At 46.4% G+C, this 25,287-nt stretch carries 16 protein-coding genes; 8 read left to right on the top strand and 8 right to left on the bottom strand.

Annotated elements, in window-relative coordinates; genetic code table 11:
* Nucleotides 1–33 precede the first annotated feature (33 nt).
* Together AC6I8Y_RS24310 and AC6I8Y_RS24305 are read left to right on the top strand one after the other, a co-directional pair.
* A complete protein-coding gene (locus AC6I8Y_RS24310; protein WP_498022071.1) occupies nt 34–1,161 on the top strand; it encodes an AGE family epimerase/isomerase in 1,128 nt (375 codons plus the stop codon).
* A 1-nt stretch (nt 1,162) separates the two neighbouring features.
* Nucleotides 1,163–1,729 carry a glucose-6-phosphate isomerase family protein gene (locus AC6I8Y_RS24305; protein ID WP_498022069.1) on the top strand — a complete coding sequence of 189 codons (567 nt, stop codon included), beginning with the start codon at nt 1,163–1,165 and terminating at the stop codon, nt 1,727–1,729.
* A gap of 243 nt (nt 1,730–1,972) precedes the next feature.
* Here AC6I8Y_RS24305 and AC6I8Y_RS24300 read toward each other — a convergent pair whose 3' ends face one another.
* On the bottom strand, nt 1,973–4,159 hold the full coding sequence (locus AC6I8Y_RS24300) for a malate synthase G (RefSeq protein ID WP_498022068.1): 2,187 nt from the start codon (nt 4,157–4,159) through the stop codon (nt 1,973–1,975).
* A 127-nt stretch (nt 4,160–4,286) separates the two neighbouring features.
* Nucleotides 4,287–5,240, bottom strand: coding sequence for a LysR family transcriptional regulator (locus AC6I8Y_RS24295; protein ID WP_042494951.1), 954 nt, complete (start codon nt 5,238–5,240; stop codon nt 4,287–4,289).
* Nucleotides 5,241–5,373: 133 nt separating this feature from the next.
* On the opposite strand from AC6I8Y_RS24295, the gene AC6I8Y_RS24290 reads away from it, so the two are divergent.
* Nucleotides 5,374–6,972 carry an isocitrate lyase gene (locus AC6I8Y_RS24290; RefSeq protein ID WP_042470702.1) on the top strand — a complete coding sequence of 533 codons (1,599 nt, stop codon included), beginning with the start codon at nt 5,374–5,376 and terminating at the stop codon, nt 6,970–6,972.
* A gap of 196 nt (nt 6,973–7,168) precedes the next feature.
* Nucleotides 7,169–7,747, top strand: coding sequence for a hypothetical protein (locus AC6I8Y_RS24285; RefSeq protein ID WP_394150063.1), 579 nt, complete (start codon nt 7,169–7,171; stop codon nt 7,745–7,747).
* Nucleotides 7,748–7,822: 75 nt separating this feature from the next.
* Here the strand turns inward: AC6I8Y_RS24285 and AC6I8Y_RS24280 are convergent, their stop codons facing one another.
* The gene (locus AC6I8Y_RS24280) at nt 7,823–8,113 is read right to left on the bottom strand and encodes a hypothetical protein (protein ID WP_498022065.1); all 291 of its coding nucleotides are present in this window, start codon (nt 8,111–8,113) and stop codon (nt 7,823–7,825) included.
* A 326-nt stretch (nt 8,114–8,439) separates the two neighbouring features.
* The gene (locus AC6I8Y_RS24275) at nt 8,440–8,925 is read right to left on the bottom strand and encodes a VOC family protein (protein ID WP_042477932.1); all 486 of its coding nucleotides are present in this window, start codon (nt 8,923–8,925) and stop codon (nt 8,440–8,442) included.
* 228 nt (nt 8,926–9,153) lie between these two features.
* On the opposite strand from AC6I8Y_RS24275, the gene AC6I8Y_RS24270 reads away from it, so the two are divergent.
* Nucleotides 9,154–9,495 carry a DMT family transporter gene (locus AC6I8Y_RS24270; protein ID WP_498022064.1) on the top strand — a complete coding sequence of 114 codons (342 nt, stop codon included), beginning with the start codon at nt 9,154–9,156 and terminating at the stop codon, nt 9,493–9,495.
* Between the two features lie 56 nt (nt 9,496–9,551).
* Here the strand turns inward: AC6I8Y_RS24270 and AC6I8Y_RS24265 are convergent, their stop codons facing one another.
* The 3 genes from AC6I8Y_RS24265 to AC6I8Y_RS24255 all read right to left on the bottom strand — a co-directional run bounded on the left by AC6I8Y_RS24265 (nt 9,552) and on the right by AC6I8Y_RS24255 (nt 15,389).
* Complete coding sequence (locus AC6I8Y_RS24265; protein ID WP_498022063.1) at nt 9,552–10,346, bottom strand: oxalate:formate antiporter; 795 nt, start codon at nt 10,344–10,346, stop codon at nt 9,552–9,554.
* A gap of 169 nt (nt 10,347–10,515) precedes the next feature.
* On the bottom strand, nt 10,516–12,393 hold the full coding sequence (locus tag AC6I8Y_RS24260; protein WP_498022062.1) for a beta-N-acetylhexosaminidase: 1,878 nt from the start codon (nt 12,391–12,393) through the stop codon (nt 10,516–10,518).
* A 161-nt stretch (nt 12,394–12,554) separates the two neighbouring features.
* Complete coding sequence (locus tag AC6I8Y_RS24255) at nt 12,555–15,389, bottom strand: HD domain-containing phosphohydrolase (RefSeq protein WP_498022061.1); 2,835 nt, start codon at nt 15,387–15,389, stop codon at nt 12,555–12,557.
* A gap of 200 nt (nt 15,390–15,589) precedes the next feature.
* On the opposite strand from AC6I8Y_RS24255, the gene AC6I8Y_RS24250 reads away from it, so the two are divergent.
* From AC6I8Y_RS24250 to AC6I8Y_RS24240, 3 genes are read left to right on the top strand one after another with little or no spacing between them, the layout of a single operon-like run.
* A complete protein-coding gene (locus AC6I8Y_RS24250) occupies nt 15,590–17,212 on the top strand; it encodes an ABC transporter transmembrane domain-containing protein (RefSeq protein WP_498022060.1) in 1,623 nt (540 codons plus the stop codon).
* On the top strand, nt 17,205–19,244 hold the full coding sequence (locus AC6I8Y_RS24245) for an ABC transporter transmembrane domain-containing protein (protein WP_498022059.1): 2,040 nt from the start codon (nt 17,205–17,207) through the stop codon (nt 19,242–19,244). Before AC6I8Y_RS24250 ends, AC6I8Y_RS24245 begins: the two co-directional genes overlap by 8 nt.
* Nucleotides 19,237–20,532 carry an HlyD family type I secretion periplasmic adaptor subunit gene (locus AC6I8Y_RS24240; RefSeq protein WP_498022058.1) on the top strand — a complete coding sequence of 432 codons (1,296 nt, stop codon included), beginning with the start codon at nt 19,237–19,239 and terminating at the stop codon, nt 20,530–20,532. The genes AC6I8Y_RS24245 and AC6I8Y_RS24240 overlap by 8 nt, the downstream gene beginning before the upstream one ends.
* A 62-nt stretch (nt 20,533–20,594) precedes the next feature.
* Here the strand turns inward: AC6I8Y_RS24240 and AC6I8Y_RS24235 are convergent, their stop codons facing one another.
* On the bottom strand, nt 20,595–25,280 hold the full coding sequence (locus tag AC6I8Y_RS24235; RefSeq protein WP_498022057.1) for a cadherin-like domain-containing protein: 4,686 nt from the start codon (nt 25,278–25,280) through the stop codon (nt 20,595–20,597).
* Between the last annotated feature and the right edge of the window lie 7 nt (nt 25,281–25,287).

The raw sequence follows: 25,287 nt of genomic DNA, 5'->3' as shown, positions 1-25,287 counted from the left end.
ACTCAATGAGTGCCTTACTTTATGGAGCAAGCTATGGACTCCCTAACCTTTCAAATCGCTCGATGCCAACACTGGCTCACTCAACACGCATTACCTCGGTGGCAAAAAGCACAATCCAATCAAAACGGGATTTTTGCCGAAGGCTTACTTTCCGACGGACAAGAGTTTAGTGACGATTTAATTAGATTTCGCGTGCAACCACGTCAGGTTTACGTCTTCGCTCACGCCACTGAGCTCAACCTAATCGACGGTCGCAATCAAGTTTTGGCTGCCATTGAACAAGGATTTACACACTTTGGCTCACCATCATCCGGTTATCGTTTTTCGCTGTGCGCAAGTAACGACAATAAAAGTAAGGCGATTCACCTATACGAACAAGCCTTCGCGCTTCTTGGGTTTGCTTGGCATTACAAACTGGCTACTGATGAACATTCTCTACATTCCATGGAAGCCATTTACCAACACATCGCAGCGCATCTTTGGGACACAGAACAAGGTGGTTTTTTTCTGACTGAAGGCAATAATGTCAGCAAAGGGCAAAACCCTCACATGCATTTGTTCGAAGCGTTAATGGTCAGCTACGAACATACCGACAACCCCATTTGGCTAGAGCGAGCAACACAAATCTATCAGTTATTCCAAACTCAATTTATGCAAAGTGACCATTTAGCAGAGTTCTTTCAGGCCGATTTCTCTCTTGATCCGGAAATAGGCATACACATCGATCCTGGTCATCATTACGAGTGGATCTGGTTACTTAGCCATTATCAAAAACTCACTGGCATTGACGTCCAAAAGACCATCGACGTGTTGTACCACTTTGCACAGCAATGTGGACACAACGATAATGGCCTTGTTAGAGATGAGATATACGCCAACGGAACGCCACTGCGCTCAACGTCACGTCTTTGGTGCCAAACAGAGTACTTGAAAGCCTGTATTGCGCTTTGGGAGCGTGATCCTAGTGAAGCCCGCCGAGCCGCGCTCAGTCAGGCGATGGAACACATCTTCGTTTATTACTTGAATCCAGCACTACCGGGGTTGTGGGTTGATCAAGTAGATAGTAGGGGTGAGCCATTAAATGAACACTCACCAGCAAGCAGTTTTTATCATCTATTTCTAGCCTTTTCTGAATTACTCAGAATCGCCAATAAGGATTAACATGCATTTATCTATTCCTCCTAGCATCAATTACTTAACTGGTCAGATTGATGCAGAAAACGTCGTCTGCAAAGAAACGACACTTGGCGCACTTGAAGGTGTATTTGCTGACGAAACCCAACGTGCCGCAAGTGCACAGGACCAAATTATCTACCAAGTGGAAATGCTACCTGCCCAGCATGCAGAAGGAGAACTAAACTTTGGTGTCTCACATATTGAGCCCGGTTCTGTAGGTAATGAATTCCACATGACCAGAGGGCACATTCACCAACGCAAAGAGCAAGCGGAGTTCTATTTTGGCTCGCAAGGTGAAGGTTTATTACTCATGCAAACAGAGCAAGGGGAAGTGTCCATTGAAAAAGTCTTCCCCGGTAGCGTGCATCATATTCCCGGCTTTGTCGCCCACCGATTGATCAATACGGGCAACTCTCGACTGTCTGCACTTGCAGTTTGGCCTGCCATTGCAGGTCACAACTATGACTTCCTAGAAGAGGTAGGGTTTAACGTTCGAGTATTCAAATCATTGACAGGTTATGAGGTTGTTTATATGGATAAAGCTGGCGAATAACTCAAGCTTTTGATGATACATCCTTACTATTGCAGTATGGAGCCTTCAATCTAGTGAGTAGGCAGACTTTCTAAGAAAATCACGACATAACCTTAGGCTCTGCTTGCTTCTCCCCGATAATGTTAAAATACTCGCTAGTACTCCATCAATATTATCGTCAAGTTCCCGCTTCATCAGCCGCAGCTCGAAAAAAAACCGCGCTCGAAAGCGCGGTGTTACCTTGGGCTTGGTAATTACAGTGTTTTATCGTTGTTGTGATTTTAATTTGAGTCGCATTGCGTGCAATACGGGCTCGGTATAGCCATTGGGCTGTGCGCAGCCTTCGAACACCAACTGACACGCAGCAGAGAACGCTATGCTGCTATCAAAATTGGGGGCCATATTGTTGTAATTTGGGTCATCGGCGTTTTGTTGGTCAACAACTTGTGCCATACGCTGCATGGTTTTCATCACTTGAGATTCAGTGCAAATACCATGACGTAACCAGTTGGCAATGTGCTGGCTTGAGATACGCAGCGTAGCGCGATCTTCCATTAGACCAACATCATTGATATCTGGCACTTTGGAACAGCCAACACCTTGGTCAATCCAGCGTACTACATAGCCAAGAATGCCTTGTGCGTTGTTGTCTAACTCGCTTTGAATTTGTTTTGCTGTCAGCTTTTGCGAGCCTAATAGTGGAATCGTTAAGATATCATCCACACTCGCCATCACGCGCTCACGAAGCTCTTTTTGACGGCTTGGTACGCTCACTTGATGGTAGTGAAGCGCATGCAATGTCGCTGCGGTCGGTGACGGTACCCATGCTGTGTTGGCGCCTGACTGTGGGTGACCAATCTTGGCATCCATCATTTTTGCCATATTATCTGGCTCAGGCCACATGCCTTTACCGATTTGCGCTTTGCCTTGTAGGCCGCACGCTAAACCGAGATCCACGTTTTGATCTTCGTAAGCGCCAATCCAAGTCATGGTTTTCAATTGCGCTTTAGGAGCAAATGCGCCCGCTTCCATGCTGGTGTGGATCTCATCACCCGTTCTATCCAAGAAACCAGTGTTGATGAACACGACACGCTCTTTCGCAGCGTGAATACACGCTTTGAGGTTAACCGAGGTGCGGCGCTCCTCATCCATAATGCCAACTTTGATGGTGTTTCGCTCCAAACCCAGCGCATCTTCCACACGAGTAAATAGTTCGTTGGTAAACGCCACTTCCTCAGGGCCGTGCATCTTTGGTTTAACGATATTGATGCTGCCAGATGTCGAGTTTTGGTACTGGCTATTACCTTTAAGATCATGGATAGCTATCAGCGAGGTGATCATGGCATCCATAATACCCTCAGGCACTTCACATCCTGCACTATCAAGGATCGCAGGGTTCGTCATTAAGTGGCCGACGTTGCGAATAAACAACATACTACGGCCTTTAAGGTGGATCTCTCCGCCGGTCACGCTGGTATATTGACGATCTGGATTCAGACTGCGAACAATGGTTTTGCCATTCTTTTCTAGGCTCTCTTGCAGATCGCCCTTCATCAGACCTAACCAGTTACGATAGGCCAACGCTTTATCTTCACCATCTACCGCTGCTACCGAGTCTTCACAATCCATAATGGTGGTAAGCGCCGCTTCAACAACCACATCTTTGATGCCCGCTGCATCTACACGACCGATAGGTGTGTTCGGATCGATTTGAATTTCGATATGAAGGTTATTGTGTTTAAGTAGAATGCATGACGGTGAACTCGCCTCTCCCTGATAGCCGATAAACTGTGTGCTATCCATCAAGGTCACTTCCTCGCCATTGGTAAGGGTGGCAGTAAGCGTGTTACCGACACTGACATTGCTGATGCTGTACTGAGCGACTTCTCGGTGTGATACACCGTTAAGTGGTGCTGCTGAGTCAAGAAACTCACGAGCATAAGCAACCACTTTTTCACCACGTACTGGGTTAAAGCTGCCACCACGCTCCGCACCGTCTTCTTCGCCGATCACATCCGTACCGTAAAGCGCGTCATATAAACTGCCCCAACGCGCATTTGCTGCGTTAAGTGCAAAACGGGCATTCATGATAGGCACCACTAGCTGTGGACCTGCTTGTGTCGCAATTTCTGGTTCTACGTTTTCTGTGGTGATTTCAAAATCTTCAACTTCAGGGACTAGGTAACCAATCTGCTGTAAGAAAGTTTTGTACTCAGTCGGGTCAATGGCCTGTCCCGTACGCTCTTGATGCCAGACATCGATTTGATGTTGTAGGTCGTCACGCTTAACGAGCAGCGCGCGATTTTTTGGTGCTAGGTCAGATAAGATCGACTCGAACGATTGCCAAAATGCGTCGGCTTCAATACCAGTACCGGGAATGATTTGCTCATTAACCAAATTGTAGAGGGTGCTATCAATGTTCAAGCTTCCCTGTTGAATACGATTGCTCATAAAATTTCTCTCGAATTAGTCGATGACCACTGCTTAAAAATCTACGTAACTGAGGAGAATTTGACTAATTTATGCCACTTATAGTTAACATTCATAGAAAAAATACCCCTATTATTGACGTTCTCAGTTACTCCGTTACGCCACTTTCTAGCTCATTGGCGACGCTTTTTATTAGGCGGCGCATCCATTGGTGATCGGGGTTACTTTGCAACAGTGGACTCCAGGCCATCTTGACCTCAAACGGCTCAATTGCAAATGGCGCTGGCTTGATAAGCAGTTTGGGATTGTTGCGTTGTGATTGCGCTGCCTTGCTCGGAATGGTCAAAATCAGATTCTTCTGCTGTGCAAAAAGAATCGCGGATAGGTAGTGACGGGTAAACACCGTGATGTTTCGGGTTTTACCTATCTTCATTAAGGCTTCATCTATCCAGCCCAGTTTCTGCGCTTGACTGGGGTTGACGCCGTGCCCAGTTCCCATGCCAGTTTTACTGACCCAGATATGCTGTGCCTTTAGATAAGAGAACAAATCAAAGTTGTCTGCGATAGGGTTATCGCGACTGAATAGACAAGAAAAGCCATCGTGCCACAGGCTCATTTGGTGGAAGGACTGAGGAATATCATCAAAGCGGTTGATGACGATATCAACAGTACCTTGCTCAACATCCTGATAGCTGACATCACTTGGCGTCATGATGTCTAAACGTATCTTTGGTGCAATTTCGCTGAGCTTTTCCAGTAAGGGTTGAATGATAGTGGACTCGGCATAGTCACTGGCCATGATACGAAACACGCGCTCGCTGTCCTCAGCATTAAACTCAGTCGTGGTTTGCACCGTCTTTTCTACATTAGCAAGAATATTTCGGATCTGCGGCTGAAGCTTCTGGGCACGCTCGGTCGGGATCATCCCCTCACTGGTTCGCACCAAAAGTGGATCTTCAAACAAGTCGCGCAGTCGACGCAATCCATTACTCATCGCTGGCTGAGTGATGCCCAACTGATTCGCTGCGCGGGTCACATTGCGCTCTCGCAGCAGCATGTCTAAATACACAAGTAAATTAAGGTCAATACGAGCAATATTCATAACAAAAATACCGAGTATAACAACTATAAATTAACAAAATTATCACACAAGCGGCTAGGATTTGTCCATAACAACAAGTTAATACTACAGGCCACTGGCCACCCTATATCCAACGTGAAACTAAGGAATAGTTATGTCGCAAATTAATCAAGATATCGAAATGATCGAAGTTGCAAAACGCGCTGCAGGTACGCCATGGGATGCAATCGATGCTGAATCTGCTGCTCGCATGCGTGCTCAAAACAAATTCAAAACTGGCCTAGATATCGCGCAATACACGGCGGATATTATGCGTGCAGACATGGAAGCGTATGACGCAGACAAGTCTCAGTACACTCAGTCTTTGGGTTGCTGGCACGGTTTCATTGGCCAACAAAAAATGATTTCTATTAAGAAGCATTTTGGCGGCAAGACTGATAAGCGTTACCTATATCTTTCTGGTTGGATGGTTGCAGCGCTGCGCTCTGATTTCGGTCCACTTCCAGACCAGTCAATGCATGAGAAGACATCTGTTCCTGCACTTATCGAAGAGCTATACACTTTCCTTCGTCAAGCGGATGCACGTGAACTAGGCGGCTTATTCCGTGAACTAGACGCAGCACGTGAAGCTGGCGATGTAGCCCTTCAAGACCAAATCCAAGACAAAATCGACAACCACCAAACTCACGTTGTGCCAATCGTTGCGGATATCGATGCAGGTTTTGGTAACGCTGAAGCGACTTACCTACTGGCTAAGAAAATGATTGAAGCGGGTGCTTGTTGTCTACAGATTGAAAACCAAGTAGCCGATGAGAAGCAATGTGGTCACCAAGACGGTAAAGTAACCGTACCTCACGCTGACTTCCATGCCAAACTGCGCGCGCTACGTTACGCATTCCTTGAGCTTGGCATTGACAACGGCATCATCGTTGCACGTACTGACTCACAAGGCGCAGGCCTAACTAAAGAAATTGCAGTAGTGAAAGAGCCGGGCGACCAAGGCGACATCTACAACTCTTACCTAGACGTTGAAGAAATCGATGTAGCAGACATGAAGCAAGGCGACGTTTGCTTTAACCGTGATGGCAAGCTAGTTCGTCCTAAGCGTCTACCTTCTGGCCTATATCAGTTCCGCTCAGGTACCGGTGAAGACCGCTGTGTGTTTGACTGTATCGAAGCTATCAACGCAGGTGCTGACCTACTGTGGATTGAAACTGAGAAGCCACACATCGGTCAAATCAAAGAGATGATGGACGGCGTACGTGCAGTACACCCTAACGCGAAGCTGGTTTACAACAACTCGCCGTCATTCAACTGGACGCTAAACTTCCGCCAACAAGCGTACGACGCAATGGTTGAAGCAGGTGAAGATGTATCAGCATACGACCGTGCAAACCTAATGAGCGCTGAATACGACGAAACCGAGCTATCGAAACGCGCTGACGACAAGATCCGCACGTTCCAAGCAGATGCGTCACGTGAAGCAGGTATCTTCCACCACCTAATCACGCTACCAACGTACCACACCGCTGCGCTATCAACAGATAACCTAGCGAAAGAGTATTTCGGTGATGAAGGTATGCTTGGCTACGTTAAGAACGTTCAGCGTCAAGAAATCCGTCAAGGTATCGCGTGTGTTAAACACCAAAACATGTCTGGTTCAGATATCGGTGATGACCACAAAGAGTACTTTGCAGGCGAAAATGCGCTAAAAGCAGCTGGTGAACTGAATACGTCGAACCAGTTTGACTAAAGAGCTGACCCCTCCTAGCCTCCCGTTAGCAAGGGGAGGAACAGCTGGCTCGCTAACGCATTGCCATTTCTTAAAGAGCTACGTGACGTTAGGAACAAGCCCGAAGTTCTCCCCCTATATAGGGGGAGCTAGAGGGGGTAACCACAGCGTGCTCCCAACCCCCACCCTCCACAAAAATAACCACAGAGGCAGCCCTATGACCACTCAAACTCCCCCACATCTACAAGACGCAAAAAACCTTCTATCAGACAAGGGATTTGCCACCAGCAACACGTGGTACCACGGCACCTCTTCTGCTCTCGTCGCGTCAATTCAAGCACAAGGGCTCAAACGCTCAGGTGATAAGGCGCTCAATGAAGTTGCTAAATCCACCATGGCTACAATAGGTAACCAATACACAGAAATCGTTGAGCCTGTATTCCTAACCCAAAGTAAAGAGCTAGCTTATTATTGGGCACTGCAGACCGTTCGTGAACGTAGTGTGAGATTTGAAGGGGTCGAAGAACCGGTTGTATTGCAGGTCAACCTCAACGAAAAACAGCAGACAAGCGTAAAACCTGACGTGGGTGCTATGAGTTTATTGATGATGCGTGACGGCGAGGCTTATATGGCGCACATCGCTAAGTTATACCAAGACAACCATTTGGCAATTCCAGAGATCGACTTACGAAATGCAGATCGAATGGCCTTTTTGGACACGCTTGGCATGGCATACATCGACCAAGATGTTAGCCGTGCGAGTATCGAAGTGCTCCAAGAGCCTGCAACTGCGTAACGCAATCTACTCTACACGACAAATTCTCAAACACCGAGCGCTAGGCTCGGTGTTTTACTCTCAGTGAAGTTGATACTAGATACGGATATATCCCGACGTATTTAGGCCATCGCCTTCATGAATAATTTTGCCGTCGATTTTGATGTGCTCCGGACACTCCAGCGCTTTACCCCACTTTAGTTCAAGCGGCATTTCAGTACTGCCTTTATAGAGGCAGGTTTTCACCTTTGTACTGACATAATCACGTATAACTACCTCTTTTTCACCAACATAAGCCCCATAAGTCACATCATCGCTGTTCGCAAACGAGAATGAGGACATCGAAATCAAGCACGCAGCCAGTACACATTGAGTTAATTTTTTCATCGTAACCACCTCACCTTTATATCTGTAGTGAATAGCCGAATACTCCATCACCCCGCCTGTTGTTGCTGAATATATCGAATGAAGGCCGACCTGCAAAAACAGATACCATCAGGGTGACTGATACATATAGGTAACTTGTTGTTTCTTGAGCTAAGGCGATGAATTAAAGATGCCTATCTATACGGTAATCTAATAGATCGCTGCAATCCGAGCCCACCTCGCATAATCAACTTAAGAAACCTTCTATTGAGAGCTCTTCAGTCGATATGTCCAAAACGAAAAAAGGTTGGCTCAATGCCAACCTTTTCTAACTCTTCCGCTTTTGATTACTCGTAATCAGACGCGTAAGTTTCTTCGTAAGTGTGCGAGTAGAGTTCAAACAAGTTACCAAACGGGTCTTCTAGGTACACCATTTTCGCTGGTTTGCTATCATCTTCTGGGTGGTAGCGCATGATATCCATGCGTACTTTACCGCCGAACTCTTCAGTGCGTGCAATCGCACCTGCAAAATCGTCTGTTTGTAGACAGAAGTGGAAGATACCTAGGCGAGAGAAATCCACTTCATGGCGCTCTTGACGCTCTTTCATTTCGAACAGTTCGACACCGATGCCATCTGTCGTGACTAGGTGAGCGATGTTGAAGCCTTTAAAGCCTTCACCGAATACTGCGATACACATTCTGCCAATCGCTGTTTCACGCTCTTCGATGACTTTTGTGTTGTTCATAACGATTTTTAGACCAAGCGCTTTAGTGTAAAACTCTACCGCTTTGTCCATGTCACCAACCATGATGCCTACGTGATTCATTTTCATAACTTGTTACCCCAATTTGTGTTGTTTGTGTCAGACCTTGTGTCGATGAGGAGAGTATATGGACAAACATAAATTAGGTTAAATTATCATTAATTATTTATTCAATAATATTTTGTTATCAAACAGCTCGTTTTGAAATGTCTTTACTAGTTAGCCGCATCAAAGCCACCAAGTTGAAACAAAGGTGTGTTATCTTGCCGACCAATATTCATACTCCAGGCGCCACACATGCTATCAATTCCTCCCTACCTCGCCCTTGCCATCGCTATCGGGCTTGAGGTATTTGCCACATCTTGGCTTCCTAAAACTCAACAGTTTACTGCTATCGTACCAACAATTGCGGTCTTGGTGGGTTATGGTCTCGCTTTTTATTTACTCGCCGTAGCAGTGCAAACCCTTTCACTAGGAATTGCGTATGCGATCTGGTGTGGTGCTGGCGTTGTTTTGGTGGCGGGTATTTCATGGCTGGCTTATGGTCAGAAACTCGACATATATGCGATTGTGGGGATTGGTTTTATCCTTCTTGGGACGATGATCATCAATATTTTCTCATCTTCGGTTAACCACTAAACACGCATTCATGCGCCAGTAATAATCCGCCTTCTTAGAAGGCGGATTATTACTTTTTAGTGGCCAAACTTATCTTGAAAATACTGATAACAAAGTTCTTGAGCTCTGTCGTTACGCTCGACGAATTCGTTGTCTCGTAACTCTAAGTAAAGAGAGACACATTGCTTAAACGCTAAGATCAAAGACTGCTTATCTACTGTTGCGACCGTTTTAGCCAGTTTTTCGGCAAACTCAGGAAGTCGCTTTTCAATCGTACGCACACCAGATGGGGTAAGCCCCGCCTGCTTCAGCGCTAGGGGCGATAAAACGTTTTGACGCAAGAATGAGAGAAGCTCAAGAGTTTCAAAATACTCACCACGAGCAATTTTTGTTGCGGCATAGTGAGTCCAAATCCAAAAACGGTCTTCAATCCATTGCGGGTCTGGTCGCGGATAGGCGGGTACAGCTGTCGCAAATACATCGGTTAGCAGTGTCCCTTTCTCCCAAAGCACCGCACAGTCGTCTACTCGATTAGCGGCATCTGGCAGTGAGACGAATTTGAAATCAACGTGGATTGCATCCGGTGCGAAGATAGAAACGATCAATCTTGGTTCGCCCACATGTTCACCAGAGAAGCCTGCCGTATAGCCTTCTATCTGACTCACAATCTCAAAACGCTGTTCGAAGACTTCTTGATAATCATTTGGGTGAATCGCGATAACCAAATCGAGGTCGCTGTACTCATCCATTTTGTTCGAGCCATACGAGCCGCTTGCTGCAATACCGCAAAGGCGAGAATCAACGGATAGAACTTCAATAATTGTATTGAGTACGGCTTTGTGTGTTCCTGGAAGTGTCGTTGGATAGTTCATATTTTACCTTGTAACTTGTGGAAACTACGGACGTAGCTAGTGCGGTAAAATTAACGCAGCATTATAGAGTATTTTAAGAATGAGTTTCTTGCAATGCCGATCTTTTGTAGATCGACATATAGCGGAAAATGAAAGCCAACTGATATAAAGCTGGCTTTAAATCAACAAATTAACCCCTACGATAGTTGATTCCTTTACTCTCTAGATAAGAGAGCTGGGCGGAAACCCTAGGCAAGAAATGCGGCCAATCTTTATTTTGTGTCGATGTCCAGGCAACTTCAGCGACAGCAAACAATCTTGGATATAACAAAAACTCTAGTGTTTGTTTATCTTTCACAAACTCAGTCCAAACTAACGCTTGCGTCCCTATCACTTGTTGGCTGCTCTCAATATTAGATGGTTCAAACTGATAGGCGGTTTTGAGATCAATCGTGCCCGCCCACAATACACCCGTTTCATTGATGTCTTTGTTCCAGGCCATGTCTAGGTAAGTCGCTTGAGCAGGGCACATAATAACGGGGTACCCCGCTTTTGCGGCTTTTTGTCCCTCTGCACTATTTGACCATGCACAAACCGTCGCATTGTTGGTAATTTTGTTGCCGTGACTCGCCTCCTCCCAAACTGCAATTCGTCTGCCTTTGTCTGCTAGGTATTGCTCTAGATGCGAAATCAGGTGTCCTTCAAGTTGTCTAACATCTTCAAACTCTAGCTCCTTGGCTTTCTGAATACAGGCTGGAGATTTCTCCCAGACATGAGCAGGTACCTCATCCCCACCCAAATGAATCACCTCCGAAGGGAACATCTCACACACCTCATCAAGGATAGTTTCGAGTACGTCGTAAGTCGCTGGCAGGCCCGGGTTGAGAACGTTATCTTGATATTGCTGAATCGAAACATAGTCAGAAGTGTCTTCTTTCTCAATCAGCAAATGAGGAAGCGCCATAATGAGAGCACGCGCATGTCCTGGTATATCGACCTCAGGAATGACAGTGATCTCTCGCGCCTTCGCATACTCAACCACTTCTGCAATTTGTGCTTTAGTAAAAAAGCCGCCATAACGATTCGAACCAGACCCAAACTGCGGAGGCTGAACCTCTCCCTCCCCGCGCCATGCACCTAACCTGGTAAGCATCGGATAAGCGTCAATTTCCATTCTCCATGCTTCATCATCGGTTAGATGCCAATGAAAGGTGTTGAGCTTGAGCCAAACCATCTGGTCAATGACAGATTTGACCGTAACAATGTCGTGAAATGAGCGAGCACAATCAAGAAATTGACCTCGGTAAGAGTATTGAGGCGTATCTGTAATCACCACACAATCAACTATATCTCGTCCTGTTACCACTAACTGAGCGAGTGTTACAGCACCATAAAGAAACCCGCTAGAGCTTGAAGCCTCTATCTTTACCGTTTCCTCACTAATAGTTAATTGATAAGCCTCTTCTGCGAGTTGCTGCACCTCTACAAAAGAAACAATAGGATTAGTGTCAGTCTGTTCAAACTGGGTATCACTAAACTGCAGTGTTAGCCAAGCGATCGCATTGTGAGAGACTTCATTCGCCACATTGACCGACACCGAGTTTTGCCAAATGAACACGCCTTGCTTTGCCACTACTTTGTTGGGCTGAGGAATCACACCGGCTTTTGGTGCTGGCATTGGTTGAGCGTTCAGTTCAAGCGGTTCAGGCTGTGGCATGCTATGGCTACCAACAGCAACCTCGATGAACTCCTTACCGACTTTCAAGTAAGGTCCGTTAGGTCTTTCTGACAGATTAAACAGCCCGCTGGTATTGCTCTCAATCGTTACTGTCCAACTTTCTCCAGCAGCAACGCTCATTCCTTCAAGTGGAGCCAGTTCAATATGAGAGCCAACTTGGCTTTTCACTACACCATTGACCACTTTACTTTTATCTAGAAATCGCGGCATATCAAAACACAATACAAAATCATGGAGCTGAGACTCCGTGCTGTTTTCTAGAACAATGTGGAGCTTAAGTGATTGGGTTTCGCTATTGACCACTTCGAAGTGCAGCATTGGTTTACTCACGATGTTTCCTTATTACTGGGCTCAGATGAGAGGCGCTAAGATCTGAAGCCTATGAAAGCAAGTTTCGACAAACGTGGTTCAGATTACCAATAGCCGCTTTATGTGTCGGCAAAAGCATAAGGATTAAGTTAAAAATGCGAGGCATCGTTGAAATTCTCGACTTAAAGAAGCTGTGCTATGTTCACCTCATCCAGTTGCTCTTCTAACATGTACTCCTTGGCAAACCTGAGATAAACACCAGACGTCAGAAACAGTCTGAACAAAGATTCATCTAGGTGGTTATCTTTAACCATATAACTCATGATCTTAAGTGACTCTGACAGTGTTTTGGCTTTTTTATAAGGACGATCGGCACTGGTTAGAGCTTCAAACACATCCGCAATTGCCATAACTCTCGCTGCTAACGGCATCTCCTCTCCTTTGAGTCCCATCGGATAGCCAGTGCCATCCATTTTTTCATGGTGTCCACCAGCAATAGTCGCGACATTTTGCATATGTGCAGGGAACGGCAAAGATTCTAGAATTTGAATCGTTTGAATGATGTGATCATTAATGATGAAGCGTTCCTCTTCAGTGAGCGTCCCCCTGCGTGTCGACAGGTTATAAACCTCTCCCTGGTTTGCTTTGTATTGAGTTGGCTTCATCGTGAAACGTGAATCGCTTTGGTGAGGGGCATCCCAAGATATAAGGTGCTCAGGCATATTAGCCAACAGCGTTTCTTGTTGGGGGAGTTGCTCTTCTGTTTGATGACGCTGCCTCTCACCCCAAGAAATGCCCTTGCGTTTACTTAAGGTGCGTATCCACCGAGTTTCTGCTATTCGCTCCAACCGCTTAAGGTCTTCATCGCTGACAAATTCACCTCCAATATTAAGCGACGCGATAAAGTCAAAATCATCATCAATTTGTGTATGCAGTTCCTTCAGATCACGCTTTGCTTCTTGACTCAATTCGCCAAAACTTTCCTTCAACAGCATAATTTCTTTATCTCGCTTAATCACTTCAAAACGAGTTCTGATTTCATGTATTCGGTCATAGATGGTTTCGAGCTTCGTGGATTTATCAACCACATGTTCAGGCGTAGTGATCTTGCCACAGTCATGTAACCACGCTGCCATTTTTAGCTCTTGCCACTCTTTATCATTAAGGTGGAAGTCATTAAACGGCTCTAATGTGGATTCGTGCGCCGCCTGTGTTAGCCACTCGGTTAAGACAGGGACTCGCTGACAGTGATTACCTGTATACGGCGATTTTTTATCAAGTGAGCCAGCAAACACTTGAATGAAGGAGTCCAAAAGAGCCCGCTGAGACTCCAGCATTTGCTGAGTTTCAATTGCAATAGATACGTAACCAAGTAGCGTCTGCAAATAGTCGGAATACTCTCGATAAATCGATTCTGCACCTCCCTTCTCAAACATCAGGCCAAGTGCACCAATAACGACCTCTTCTCTATTTTTCAGCGGTATGTATATCACTTCACTTTTTTCGGGAAGACTTGCTTCAACTTGCAGGTGGTTGAGATCGTGTAACGGGAAAGCCTGAATCTTCTTGCCAACAAAAACATGTTCGATAAACCGAGTCGCATCTTGCGTGGAAATACTTTTAGCGTGAACATTTTGCGCGCTATTAAACTGGACAACATGAGGAACCAACTCATCACTTTTCCCATCAAGTAAGTACAGCAATACCCCATCAGCAGAGACTGAGTCAGCTGTGTTACCACACACCAGCTCAAGCATGCTGTCGAGGTTTTGCTGACGTGCGATCCCATCCGTCAGCGTAATAAATCGAGATATCGTCGCTTGAGTCGACATTTGGGCATGATTCAACTCTTGTATCTCTTTGATATAACTATGCGGGAGTGGTGAAGTATCGAACGAGAAGTTCTCAATGGCTTTCGCTTTTTCGGTCGCTCTCACAATAGGCTTTGAGATAAGCCTTGAGACCAAGTAGATACAGGGGAGCATCAGCAGTAACACTATCAATGACGCATACAAGGTTTGCTGCTTTATCAATAGTCCTTCATCAAATATTGACGACGCCTTTGTCGCCATTAACAAATGGATGTGCTCACTGTTGAGCGGTTTGATGGTAACGATGCGCCCAAACCAATTTTCTTTCTGAAATTCAAAGCGCCCGAGCTCAACACCTCCTTTTTTTCGGTCTATCGCATGTGGGACAATGTCTCGATTAATATCAGCGATCTGCAAAATGTCACCATTGTTTTCACTACTAAGACCGCTAGAAAACGCGTACACAGCGCCATCGTCGTTATACAGCACTCTGATAGAGGATTCGTTGGTCAGTGTATCTTGCAAACTTTGGTGTAGATCTTTGAGCATGACATGAACAGAAACTCTCAGCCCGTGCTGATTTACCTGTGATATTACAACCCCCATTGCAGTCGAGTTAGCGAGCTTAGTCGGTTTGGAAATCGTATTACGCCCTGGGGTGACTGACGAGTTATCTTGATAGGCGAGGTGAAACTCTTCCTCATTGACCTCTAGCCTCTCAACAAAGTTGAGGCTGCGATCGTATGTGTAAACCTCGACAACGCCACCAATCTCATGCGCCACGATATATCGCGATTGCTGATTGTTAATCACGATATCAGGAGTCAAGTCTTCTGATACTCGCTTTACGATAACGCTATCACCATCTTTGAAAGAAAAGGTGTAGGTCTGCACATGATCAAACCGTGAGAGCAAATGAATCACTTCGGGTACAACCCGTAACCGCTCAAACCCAACAGAGGCATTGAGGCTGTGGCTGTTAGAGAAACTACCCAGTACAGAGAACGCTGTGCCATAGTGACTATTTAATTGGTACTTAGTTTGCTCAGCTATTCGTTCAAATATCTTACTATTGGCCTTAAAAATCACCTCTGACATCGCTGTATTACTAAGTGCCATCTGCGTTCCAGACGCAATAACAACAACGAATATAATGATAGTGACGATATGAACATGGATTGGAAACGACCTTTTCGAGATTTTCATTACATTCCCTGTAAATTGAGCGCTCTTGTTTAAAAATAGAACTTTTCTCATCCGCACGTTCAAATTATTCCTCGATATAAGACTCAAATCTTCAACTTCAAAAATACAATTCCTTTAGATAACATTTTCCTTGGTTACTATTTGAAAGTTCGCTATTTCTGTCCGAATCTTAATTCATATGGTTCATAAGTGGATTACGTATGGAGACGACACTTTCAGCAGGCCTATCAGGTATAAGGAAAGTCCTTATACCCTCGATACTGATCAACATTCTTTCCCTAGCGGTTCCATTAACCGTTCTACAAATCTATGATCGCATTATTCCCAACCAAAGTTATGGAACTGCGACGCTTTTGCTGTTTGGCGCTACGGTTGCCGTTATTCTCGATGCTTTCTTGCGTTTTGCACGAAGTTGGATACTGGCGGCAGAATCCTCGAATATGGAAAAGGCTCGCTATGCCTCAGCTGTGCGCGTCCTCGCGAGCTCACCAACCGCTGAGATTAAAAAGCTGAAGGTTGGAGGGGTTCAGAATGGGTTGGAGTCAATATCTAAGATCAAGGATATATATTCGGGCGGGTTACTATCTGGTTTGATTGATGTTCCATTCGCACTACTGTTTCTTTTCTTAATCTACTACGTAGGCGGAGCTTTAGTGCTCGTACCGTTGACTGTCTGGGCGATTACCTTCTCAATCGTTTGGTTTTCGGGAAAAAGAGCCAAGCGCCGAAGTGAGAAGCACGCTCAACTCGACGATCTTAGAGCTGGATTTCTCATTGGACTTTCTCGAAATCTACTTGGAATTAAACGTCAGGCAACCGAGTATCGTACCTTCTCTACGTTTAAGAAAATCAACCAAAAATATCGACTCATCACCGCTGACGATGAGAGAAAAAACGCGTTTGCTCAAGAGTGTATTTACCTGGCGTCTCTGGGGACATCAGTAGTCCTCGTTATCGCCGGTGCTTCACATGTGCTTTCAGGAGAGCTAACCACGGGTGGTTTAGCCGCTTGCTCTATTCTCGCTGGCAGAGCTGTCGCCCCATTAACAGCACTCACAAATCTCAATATCCGCTACGCCAATATGCAAACCTCGATTCAAAGCGTGCAAGAGTTACTAAAACTGACGCCACACAAAGAAGGGTTGAATAGCGATTTGACTTCTTTTAATCGCGTGGCTTATCAGAATGTCATATTCGAGCGGTACGGGAAAAATATCACTCTTAACACCGAACTCAACAGCGGAAAAATTTACCTTGTAGAACATCCCAATGGTGAAATCGCAGGGCAGACGCTCGCGGTGATGGCTGGAGTCAATACGGTCGTTGACGGTGAGGCGAGCGTTGACCAAGTGGTTACGGACCCCAACTCCATGGCAGCTATCACCTCTTATTTGAGCTCTCGTGGTTCGATTTTACAAGGTTCAATCTTGGATAACCTGTGTGGATTCAATCCAGAGCTTTCCGAGCGTGCCTTGTCGTACAGTAAACAGCTTGGTCTTTATGATGTGTTGACTCAGTTACCCGATGGTCTTGAAACAAAACTGGCAGACATGCCCACGATACCGCTCAGCCACAGCAGTATCCGTTTAATAAACCTGTGCTTCCAACTAGCTAAACCCACGCCACTTCTATTGATAGATAAACCAGAGATTGATCTCGACATAGATACTTGGCCAAAGCTTGCGGCGGTCCTAGAGAACGAGTCTAGTAACGGTAGGACTCTCGCTTTAGTCACTCACAATACGGTCTTCAAGCAATTGGCAAGTCAGACTATTACCGTAGATGAAACCGGAGAAAATCAACGAGGTGCATCAGATGAATAGTTTTGAAACCGCCTCGCTAAAATCTCTGAGACTACTAGACGTAAACAGCAACATTGACGTATTCGCCAATCAATGGGTGGAAGAAAATGGTCTGTCAGATCTGCAAGACTACTTGAGCATGCTCGACCGCCTAAACGTCCCTTATAGAATACTAAGCAGCGATGCGGCATTGACTAAGTATGAGTATAAGGTCTCTGTTCATGTGTCAGAAAAAGGCCTTGTCGCCTATCTGCGCAAAGAAGCAATGGAAGCAGCCTCAACAGAGTGTGAATATATTGTCCTCTTGGAAGACTCTCCACCAGATAAGCCGGACCCCAATTGGCTTGGCAGTCGCCTCGATGCATTTCGAGATATTATCCCGAAAGTTGCGCTCGCCAGCTTGGTAGCAAACTTGTTCGCACTAGCCATCCCGTTTATCACCATGTCTATTTACGACCACGTGATTGGAGGAGACGCAGCGCATGAACTGACTGGGATTGCCATTGGTGCAACGCTGCTGTTTGCTCTGCTGTGGCTATTACGTGTTATACGAAGTCAAACCTTAGCGACAGTAGCGAGTAGGATTAGTCGAGAAATAGCCGATGCTTTGGTTAAAAAAGTCCTTACTGAAAGCTACCAGGTGAGCAAGAACACACCTCAACAGACTCACGTCAACCAACTCAGCTTTTCACAACGCATTGCTGGCGTGCTTTCTGGTCCACTGGGGAATACCCTATTCGATATCCCATTTGTACTGGTTTTTCTAATTGCAATCGGTGCTCTAGGCGGCTGGTTAGTTCTGGTGCCGATAATCTCACTCTGCCTCTACTATCTTGTTGCGAAGCGTTCTATCAAGCACTCTGCGGTAAGAGCTAACCAATCCACTGTTGCCGGGGCTAACCGTCAAACGCTTATCGCCGAGCTCTCAGGACAACTAGGCTTCATGCGCAGTAGCCAAATGATCGATGGATGGCTTTCGAAGTTTGATAAAGCAAACCATCTAGCATCCACCAACAGCTTCAAGCAATCCCTACATCAGGCAAAATATACTTCGCTCTACTACGCGATCGGAATCCTATCAACCATCGCCGTGATTGGGCTGGGGATCGAGCTTATCTTCACAAACGTCATGTCAGCAGGTGGTTTGATTGCTACCATGATGCTGATTTCAAGGATCACTGGGCCCGCGCAAACGCTTGCAAATAATGCATCCCGTCTGCGACAACTGAAGCAAACTGAGGTGCAGATTAATCGCACCTTAAGCATGAACTCAGAGGAAAGTTACCGCTATCATCATCATACTCTCGAGCAGTCGCCACCACGTATCGAGCTTGATCAAGTCACGCTTCGTTACGCCAAACAAGCCAAGCCAGCGCTAAGTGGCGTTTCAGCCATTATTGAGCCAGGGGAAATCATTGCAATAACGGGTCCCTCAAATAGCGGGAAAACGAGCTTAATTGACACCATCGCTAGCTTTCAACCCGTGCAAAATGGTGTCGTCAACATAAACGGTATCAACTTAAATCAATATGCACCGCACCTATTTCGACACTGGCTGTTCTATCAAGCCGCTCACCCACAAGTTTTACTCACCAGTATCAGAGACTGGTTCTCTGACAAACAAGATATCGACGATCAACGTATCATATCCGCTATCGAAAGAGCCGGTGGAAAAGAGTGGCTCGCTTCATTAGATAAAGAGCTTGATAGCAATTTAGCCGACTTATGGCCAGACAGTATGTACGACTTGCTCTCTCGATTTGAGGCGCGGATGCTTATAACCGCCAAAGCACTCGCCACCCACTACCCCTTGTACTTGCTTGATAGCCCTTTGCAAGACTCAGCGCCTAGCTCGGTAGAACTATTTAGCGAGTTTCTAAATGAAAAACGCGGTAAGTCCACGGTCATTTTCAGCACACAAGATACCGAGTTGATTAAGCTTGCCGACAAAGTTCTGGTACTTAACCAAGGCGCAGTGGCCTACTTTGGCGCTTTAGACAGCCAAGACTCGGACAATCAACCACAACCTATGGAGATCGTTGCTAATGAGTAAGGATTATTACGCCGAAGCTATTGAATCCAAGCAGACTCGACGACTTCTTTCTGTAACAACGTCAGCGATAGCCTTATCGGTGGTAGCATTTATCTCGTGGTCTGCCTTTACCAAAGTCGATGAAATTGCCAAAGCTCAAGGTACCGTGATCCCAGAAGGAGAAAGGCAGATTATTCAAAGCGATATAGGTGGCAAACTCAAAACGATTTCGGTATCTGAGGGGGACTTAGTTGAAGAAGGACAAGTCCTGGTCGAGTTTGACGCGACCTTTCAAACCACTGCCTTAGAGGAGCTCAAGGCTCAGCAAGCCTCTCTCAACTTAACAATCGAGCGCTTAAACTCGCTGATTGACGAGCGAGAACCAGACTTCTCTGAGTATGAAGCGCAGTTTCCTGAATTGGTTGCCCAGCAAAAAGCACAGCGCAGCGCTCAGGTAGCCCTCTACTATCAAAAGCGAATTGTGCTTGAAAAAGAGGCAGAGCAGATAGCGGAACAACTAAGAAGCACCGATAACGCGATCCCTGCCTATGAACGCGAATTGCAGGCATCAAAACAAGAATTGGCAATCCTCCAACGTGGGCAAAAGAGTGGCAATATTTCTCGATTACGCGTGCTCGAGATGCAGCAAAAAGTCGCCTCTATTGAACAGCAAATTGAAGAAACTCGTGGTAAGAAAGCACTCCTGTTGAAACAAGCAGATTCTAACGATGAGAAGATCTCTCAGCTTTTAGCAGAAGCCAAGGTGGAAGTTGCCGATCAGCGTTCAAAAGCCGCTTCCGAGCTTTCAGCGCTTGAAGCGAGAGTTCGCTCAGGCGAGGCAAAGCTGTCTAACACGGTATTAATATCGCCAGTACAAGGGTTGGTTCAAAGCATTCCAAGTACTAAAGCAGGCGCCGTAATCCAACCAGGCGGCACCGTGGTAGAGATCGTCCCTATTGGTGGTAAGGCTGACTTTAAAGCTAAACTATCCCCTCGCGATATCGGTTTTGTTAATGAGGGACAACCAGCAAGGGTCAAGGTCGATGCGTTTGACTACAGCCGCTTTGGCGCCTTACGCGGAGTGGTTGAGTCGATATCTCCGACCACCACAAAGGATGAGAAAGGCAACATCTTTTATGAAGTGACCGTCTCGGTTGATAAGCCGTATTTCAGAGATGACCCAGAGCGTTTTGCGATTCTACCGGGCATGACGGGTGAGGTGGACATCACAACAGGCGAAAAGACTGTTTTTCAATACCTGTGGAAGCCAATCTATACCAATGTAAGCCGAGCTTTCGGGGAGCGGTAGCCTACGCTTCGAATAGGAAAACGCCCTTGCATGACAAGGGCGTTTTTGTTTGCAGCTAAAGATTAGCGGGTCGGATCATCCGGTAGCGTTGGATCATCCACATCATGGTGTTCGCTGCCCGTATCCTGCAGATGCTCAAGACCACTATGATCGCCATGATGACTCGCATCTTCGTGATGATCAAACTTCGTATCGTGTTGGTCCGCATCATTGAACACAATATCGATATCATCAGGCAAGTTTGCGCTGGAATTATCTGTGTGAGCATCCTGTTTTCCGATCCCCAATTGCTCCATGTAGGTACTTGCGGCTGTATGTTTCTCAATCGGCGAATCATCGCCATATTTATGATGCTCAATCCCCAGCTCCGCCATGATTGTTAGCTCATGAGGGTTCTCGTTTAGGAGATCCGGCTCTGGTTCATCATAAGCATCTTTCGGTGGTGGCGGTGGAGGCGGTGGTGATGTGTGGGGAAGCACAGGTGTGACCTTCATATCAAGAACCTCGCTACCTAGTGTTAACTTTCCGCTATTTCCAGGACCGTGACTCAAAATGCTGACTTGCACATGCAATACAACATCATCATGGTGAGAACCTTGTAGAGCAATCTGAAAATGATCTTCATGAACCCCAACATTCTGTGCAGAACCGTGAGGCCCTGTATGAACATTCGCATGTTCTTGATAACTCAAGTGCCCTGTTTGGGGATCAATACTAAGTGTCCCCCACTGGCTTGTGTAAGATGTTTGATAATGCCCGCCAACCAATATTTTCCAGCCGTGCTGTGAGGTTGGAATTGGCGTTTGTGACGGCATCAGGGTTGGAACACCGAGGTTCGCGCTGATATGGTGGCTGCCACTTGGGGCCGTCACGACGATAGGTTCAGGTTTTGCTCCCGCCGATACATTAAGAGCAGAACTCACATTTCCATGCTCATCGGTCATCACCGCTTTGACAAGGGTATTTGGTGCAACCTCTAATTGAATTCCATGTTGAATGGCATTCGCATCCAAAACATGGTCCACACCATTGATGTTCAAATGCTCGCCAACCTTAGCATCGGCCGCCGCGTGGACGGTTGCCGTCACGGTCCCTGCCGCTCCTCTTGCTATCTCAGCTTTACTGTATAACTTATCTGGGCCGGGGCTCTCGAAACTGATAGAGGGGCTTGCTACCGTCGTATCAACATCAAAATGGTGATCAACCGATGCAGTGCCAGAGTTCCCAGCGACATCTGAACTGGTAATGCTTGCCCTAACCGTTGTCGTCTGAGCAAGTTCTGCCCCCGGTACATCAATATGATATCGAAGAGAGCTGCCAACGACACCAGAATACAAATGACCTCCTACCGTCAATGTCACCACATCCCCTTGCTCCGCATCGCCCGATACACTGCCTGTGATAGTTACAACCCCTTGAGATTCAGACGCATTTATAACGTTATCGGTAGATATACTATCTACCGTCACCGATGGCCTTGGCGGCTGTGTATCAATGGTCACAGGCAGTAAATTTGAAACCGCGGGTATCACGCTTGAAGGATCTAGAGCTTTAGCGGATAGGTTATGAGCGCCGTTCGTCAATGCATTAACCGCAATCTGATAGTTACCCTGAGCATCAGAGAATCCAGAGCCAACAACTTGGTTACCGTCATATAACTTCACCAGTGAAAACGGGATGTTGGTATGCCCTGCAATGGTTGGGGTCGCTTGGTTGGTAATATTGTCCGTATGAGACTGCCCGGAATCACTGGCAGCGATCAAATCTATTGAGACACTATTTGTCACTCCAGCCACCGTACTACCTTGATTTGGCATAACGCTCGTTACCATCGGCTGACCGTTTACATGGACACTTACCGCAGGAGACTGGCCATGGGCCGCTGGCGCAGTAACGTTTCCGTTCAGGTCAAATGTCATAAACAAGGTAGATGTACTACCCGCTTTGTCCGTTACGGTCACTTCAAACGTATCTGTCGCACTATACTGATTACCAGCCGGATGATAATTCATACCTAAAACCTTGCCGCTAGGTACGTATTTATAATCACCCGTATCTGGGTCCAGAGTTAAATTACCAAAACGACCCGTCGAGGATGAAACGGAATAGTGGTGTGTATCGCCGATATCTGGATCAGTGTTTGTCAGCACTCCTGTAACTGGTGTTAGTGGTGTTATATGAAGCACTGGTGCATCATTGACAGATTGAAGCGTTAAAGAAGCATGGGCAGTACTTTGACCACCATGTTTGTCAGCTACTTCATAAGTAAAATGAACGGAACCGTTGTAATTAGGATCTGGGTTGAAAGTAAAACTGCCATCCGAATTAGCGGTAATACTACCGTGGTCTGCCGTTAGGTTTTGAACGTGCAACCAACCTCTATCGTTTGAATCGACATCCGTCGCGTTGGCGATAAGTTGTGCCTGCGTAATATGTATTGACGAGTCTTCTTTACCGGAGGGTAAAGTTACCTCGCCACTCACCACTGGTGCGTCATTATTACCATGAACAACAACTGACACATTTTGTGAAACCTTGCTACCGTCAGTAGATACCGCCTCAATGGTAAAATGTTCCCAGTATTCACGCCCTTCCCCAAGTTTAGTTGCTTTACTCTGGTCAACATTATAGTGCCATTGGCCATCGGCACTTAGATGGAACGAGCCATACTGACCACTAACACCACCCACAGGTGTTGGTGTCCAGCGCACAGAGTCATGAAGGTCGGTATCATGAGCCATCACACTACCTGCAACAGACGCACCTGTTTGCGCGTTTTCTACTACATGACCAAGCTCGGATTTAGAATCAATGACGACCCCATCCTCGGTACCACTGACTTTTACTGTTATTGGGAACTCAGTGCCGTCAGCGGCGATTAGCTTGATCGATTCAGTGAGTGATTCACCATGTTTTAACTCTTGAACATGAACGTTAGAGTTGTCACCGATATAACTCCATGAATGTTCACCCGCATGTGGCCCACTCACCAAAGTATGAAATTGAAACTTACCATACGGAGTGGTTACGTCCAGGTCGCTGCCCAAGTCCCACGTATATTGTTGCCCGGCAAACTCAACCTTTACTTGTGTATTAGGGCTGTCCACATCCGTGATTTGTAACGCTTGCCAATCAACGGCATCCATGATGTTAACATTGGTCGACATATGTGTGCCGATATCTTCTATGGCAGTCCCATGATCAACGCCTGAGATCGTGGTTTTGTCGTCGACTGAGGCTAGAGTTGTATTTGCTCCCGTATGTGTTGTGCCGCCGTGAGCATCCACAACATCGTATGTAAAGTGAACCTGACCGTTGTAATCTTTATCTGGTGTGAAAGTATAAGTGCCATCTTGGTTGTCTAGAATTGAGCCATGATCGGCAACAAGGTTAGCGATGGTCAGCTGCCCTTGGTCATTGTGATCAACATCGATCGCATTGGACAACAAATCAGCCTTAGTAATGGTTTGAACTAAGTCTTCTTTGCCCGAGTTGAGCTGCACTTCTGCGGATACTGTTGGCGCGTCGTTATCACCGTGAATGGTGATAACGATATCGTGTGTGGTGCCATCTTTGGAGTGAACCGTGATGGTGTCAGTGAGGGTTTCATTTTGCCCAAGTTGTTGGATAGCTGGTTTACTGTTGTCAATTGAGTAACCCCAATCGCCTCTGTCATTGATGTACAAACGCCCACCGAGCGGGGTGTGATAAGCGTTAGCTAAAAGCTTGGCATCAAACTCCGACTGGCCCGCGTCTGGATCTGTTACCGTGAGTGTGCCATACGTATCCAACTGTCCGGCTAACCCTGAAACGCTCGAAGCCAAATTATGGTCTTCGGTGACATCTCCCGTATCTTTTCCGCCGATGGTTGCTGCATCATCTTGCGGAGCTAAGATCATGGTCGCCCCCGTATGGGTGACACCTGAATGCGCGTCTTTCACGTCGTAGGTGAAGTGTACTTGTCCGTTGTAGTCTTTATCTGGGGTAAAGGTATAAGTACCGTCTTGATTATCTATGACTGAACCATGGTCAGCGATAAGATTAGCGATGCTCAACTGACCTTGATCGTTTTTATCAACATCGATCGCATTGGACAACAGCTCAGCCTTAGTAATGGTTTGAACTAAGTCCTCTTTGCCCGAGTTGAGTTGCACTTCTGCGGACACTGTTGGCGCATCGTTATCACCATGAATGGTGATAACGATATCGTGTGTGGTGCCATCTTTGGAGTGAACGGTGATGGTGTCAGTGAGGGTTTCGTTTTGCCCAAGTTGTTGGATAGCTGGTTTACTGTTGTCAATTGAGTAACCCCAATCGCCTCTGTCATTGATGTACAAACGCCCACCGAGCGGGGTGTGATAAGCGTTAGCTAAAAGCTTGGCATCAAACTCCGACTGGCCCGCGTCTGGATCTGTTACCGTGAGTGTGCCATACGTATCCAACTGTCCGGCTAACCCTGAAACGCTCGAAGCCAAATTATGGTCTTCGGTGACATCTCCCGTATCTTTTCCGCCGATGGTTGCTGCATCATCTTGCGGAGCTAAGATCATGGTCGCCCCCGTATGGGTGACACCTGAATGCGCGTCTTTCACGTCGTAGGTGAAGTGTACTTGTCCGTTGTAGTCTTTATCTGGGGTAAAGGTATAAGTACCGTCTTGATTATCTATGACTGAACCATGGTCAGCGATAAGATTAGCGATGCTCAACTGACCTTGATCGTTTTTATCAACATCGATCGCATTGGACAACAGCTCA

The organism is Vibrio sp. KUL78, from assembly GCF_059725505.1.
Note: the sequence above shows the minus strand (reverse complement) of the source record. Positions and strands in the feature narration are given on the sequence as shown.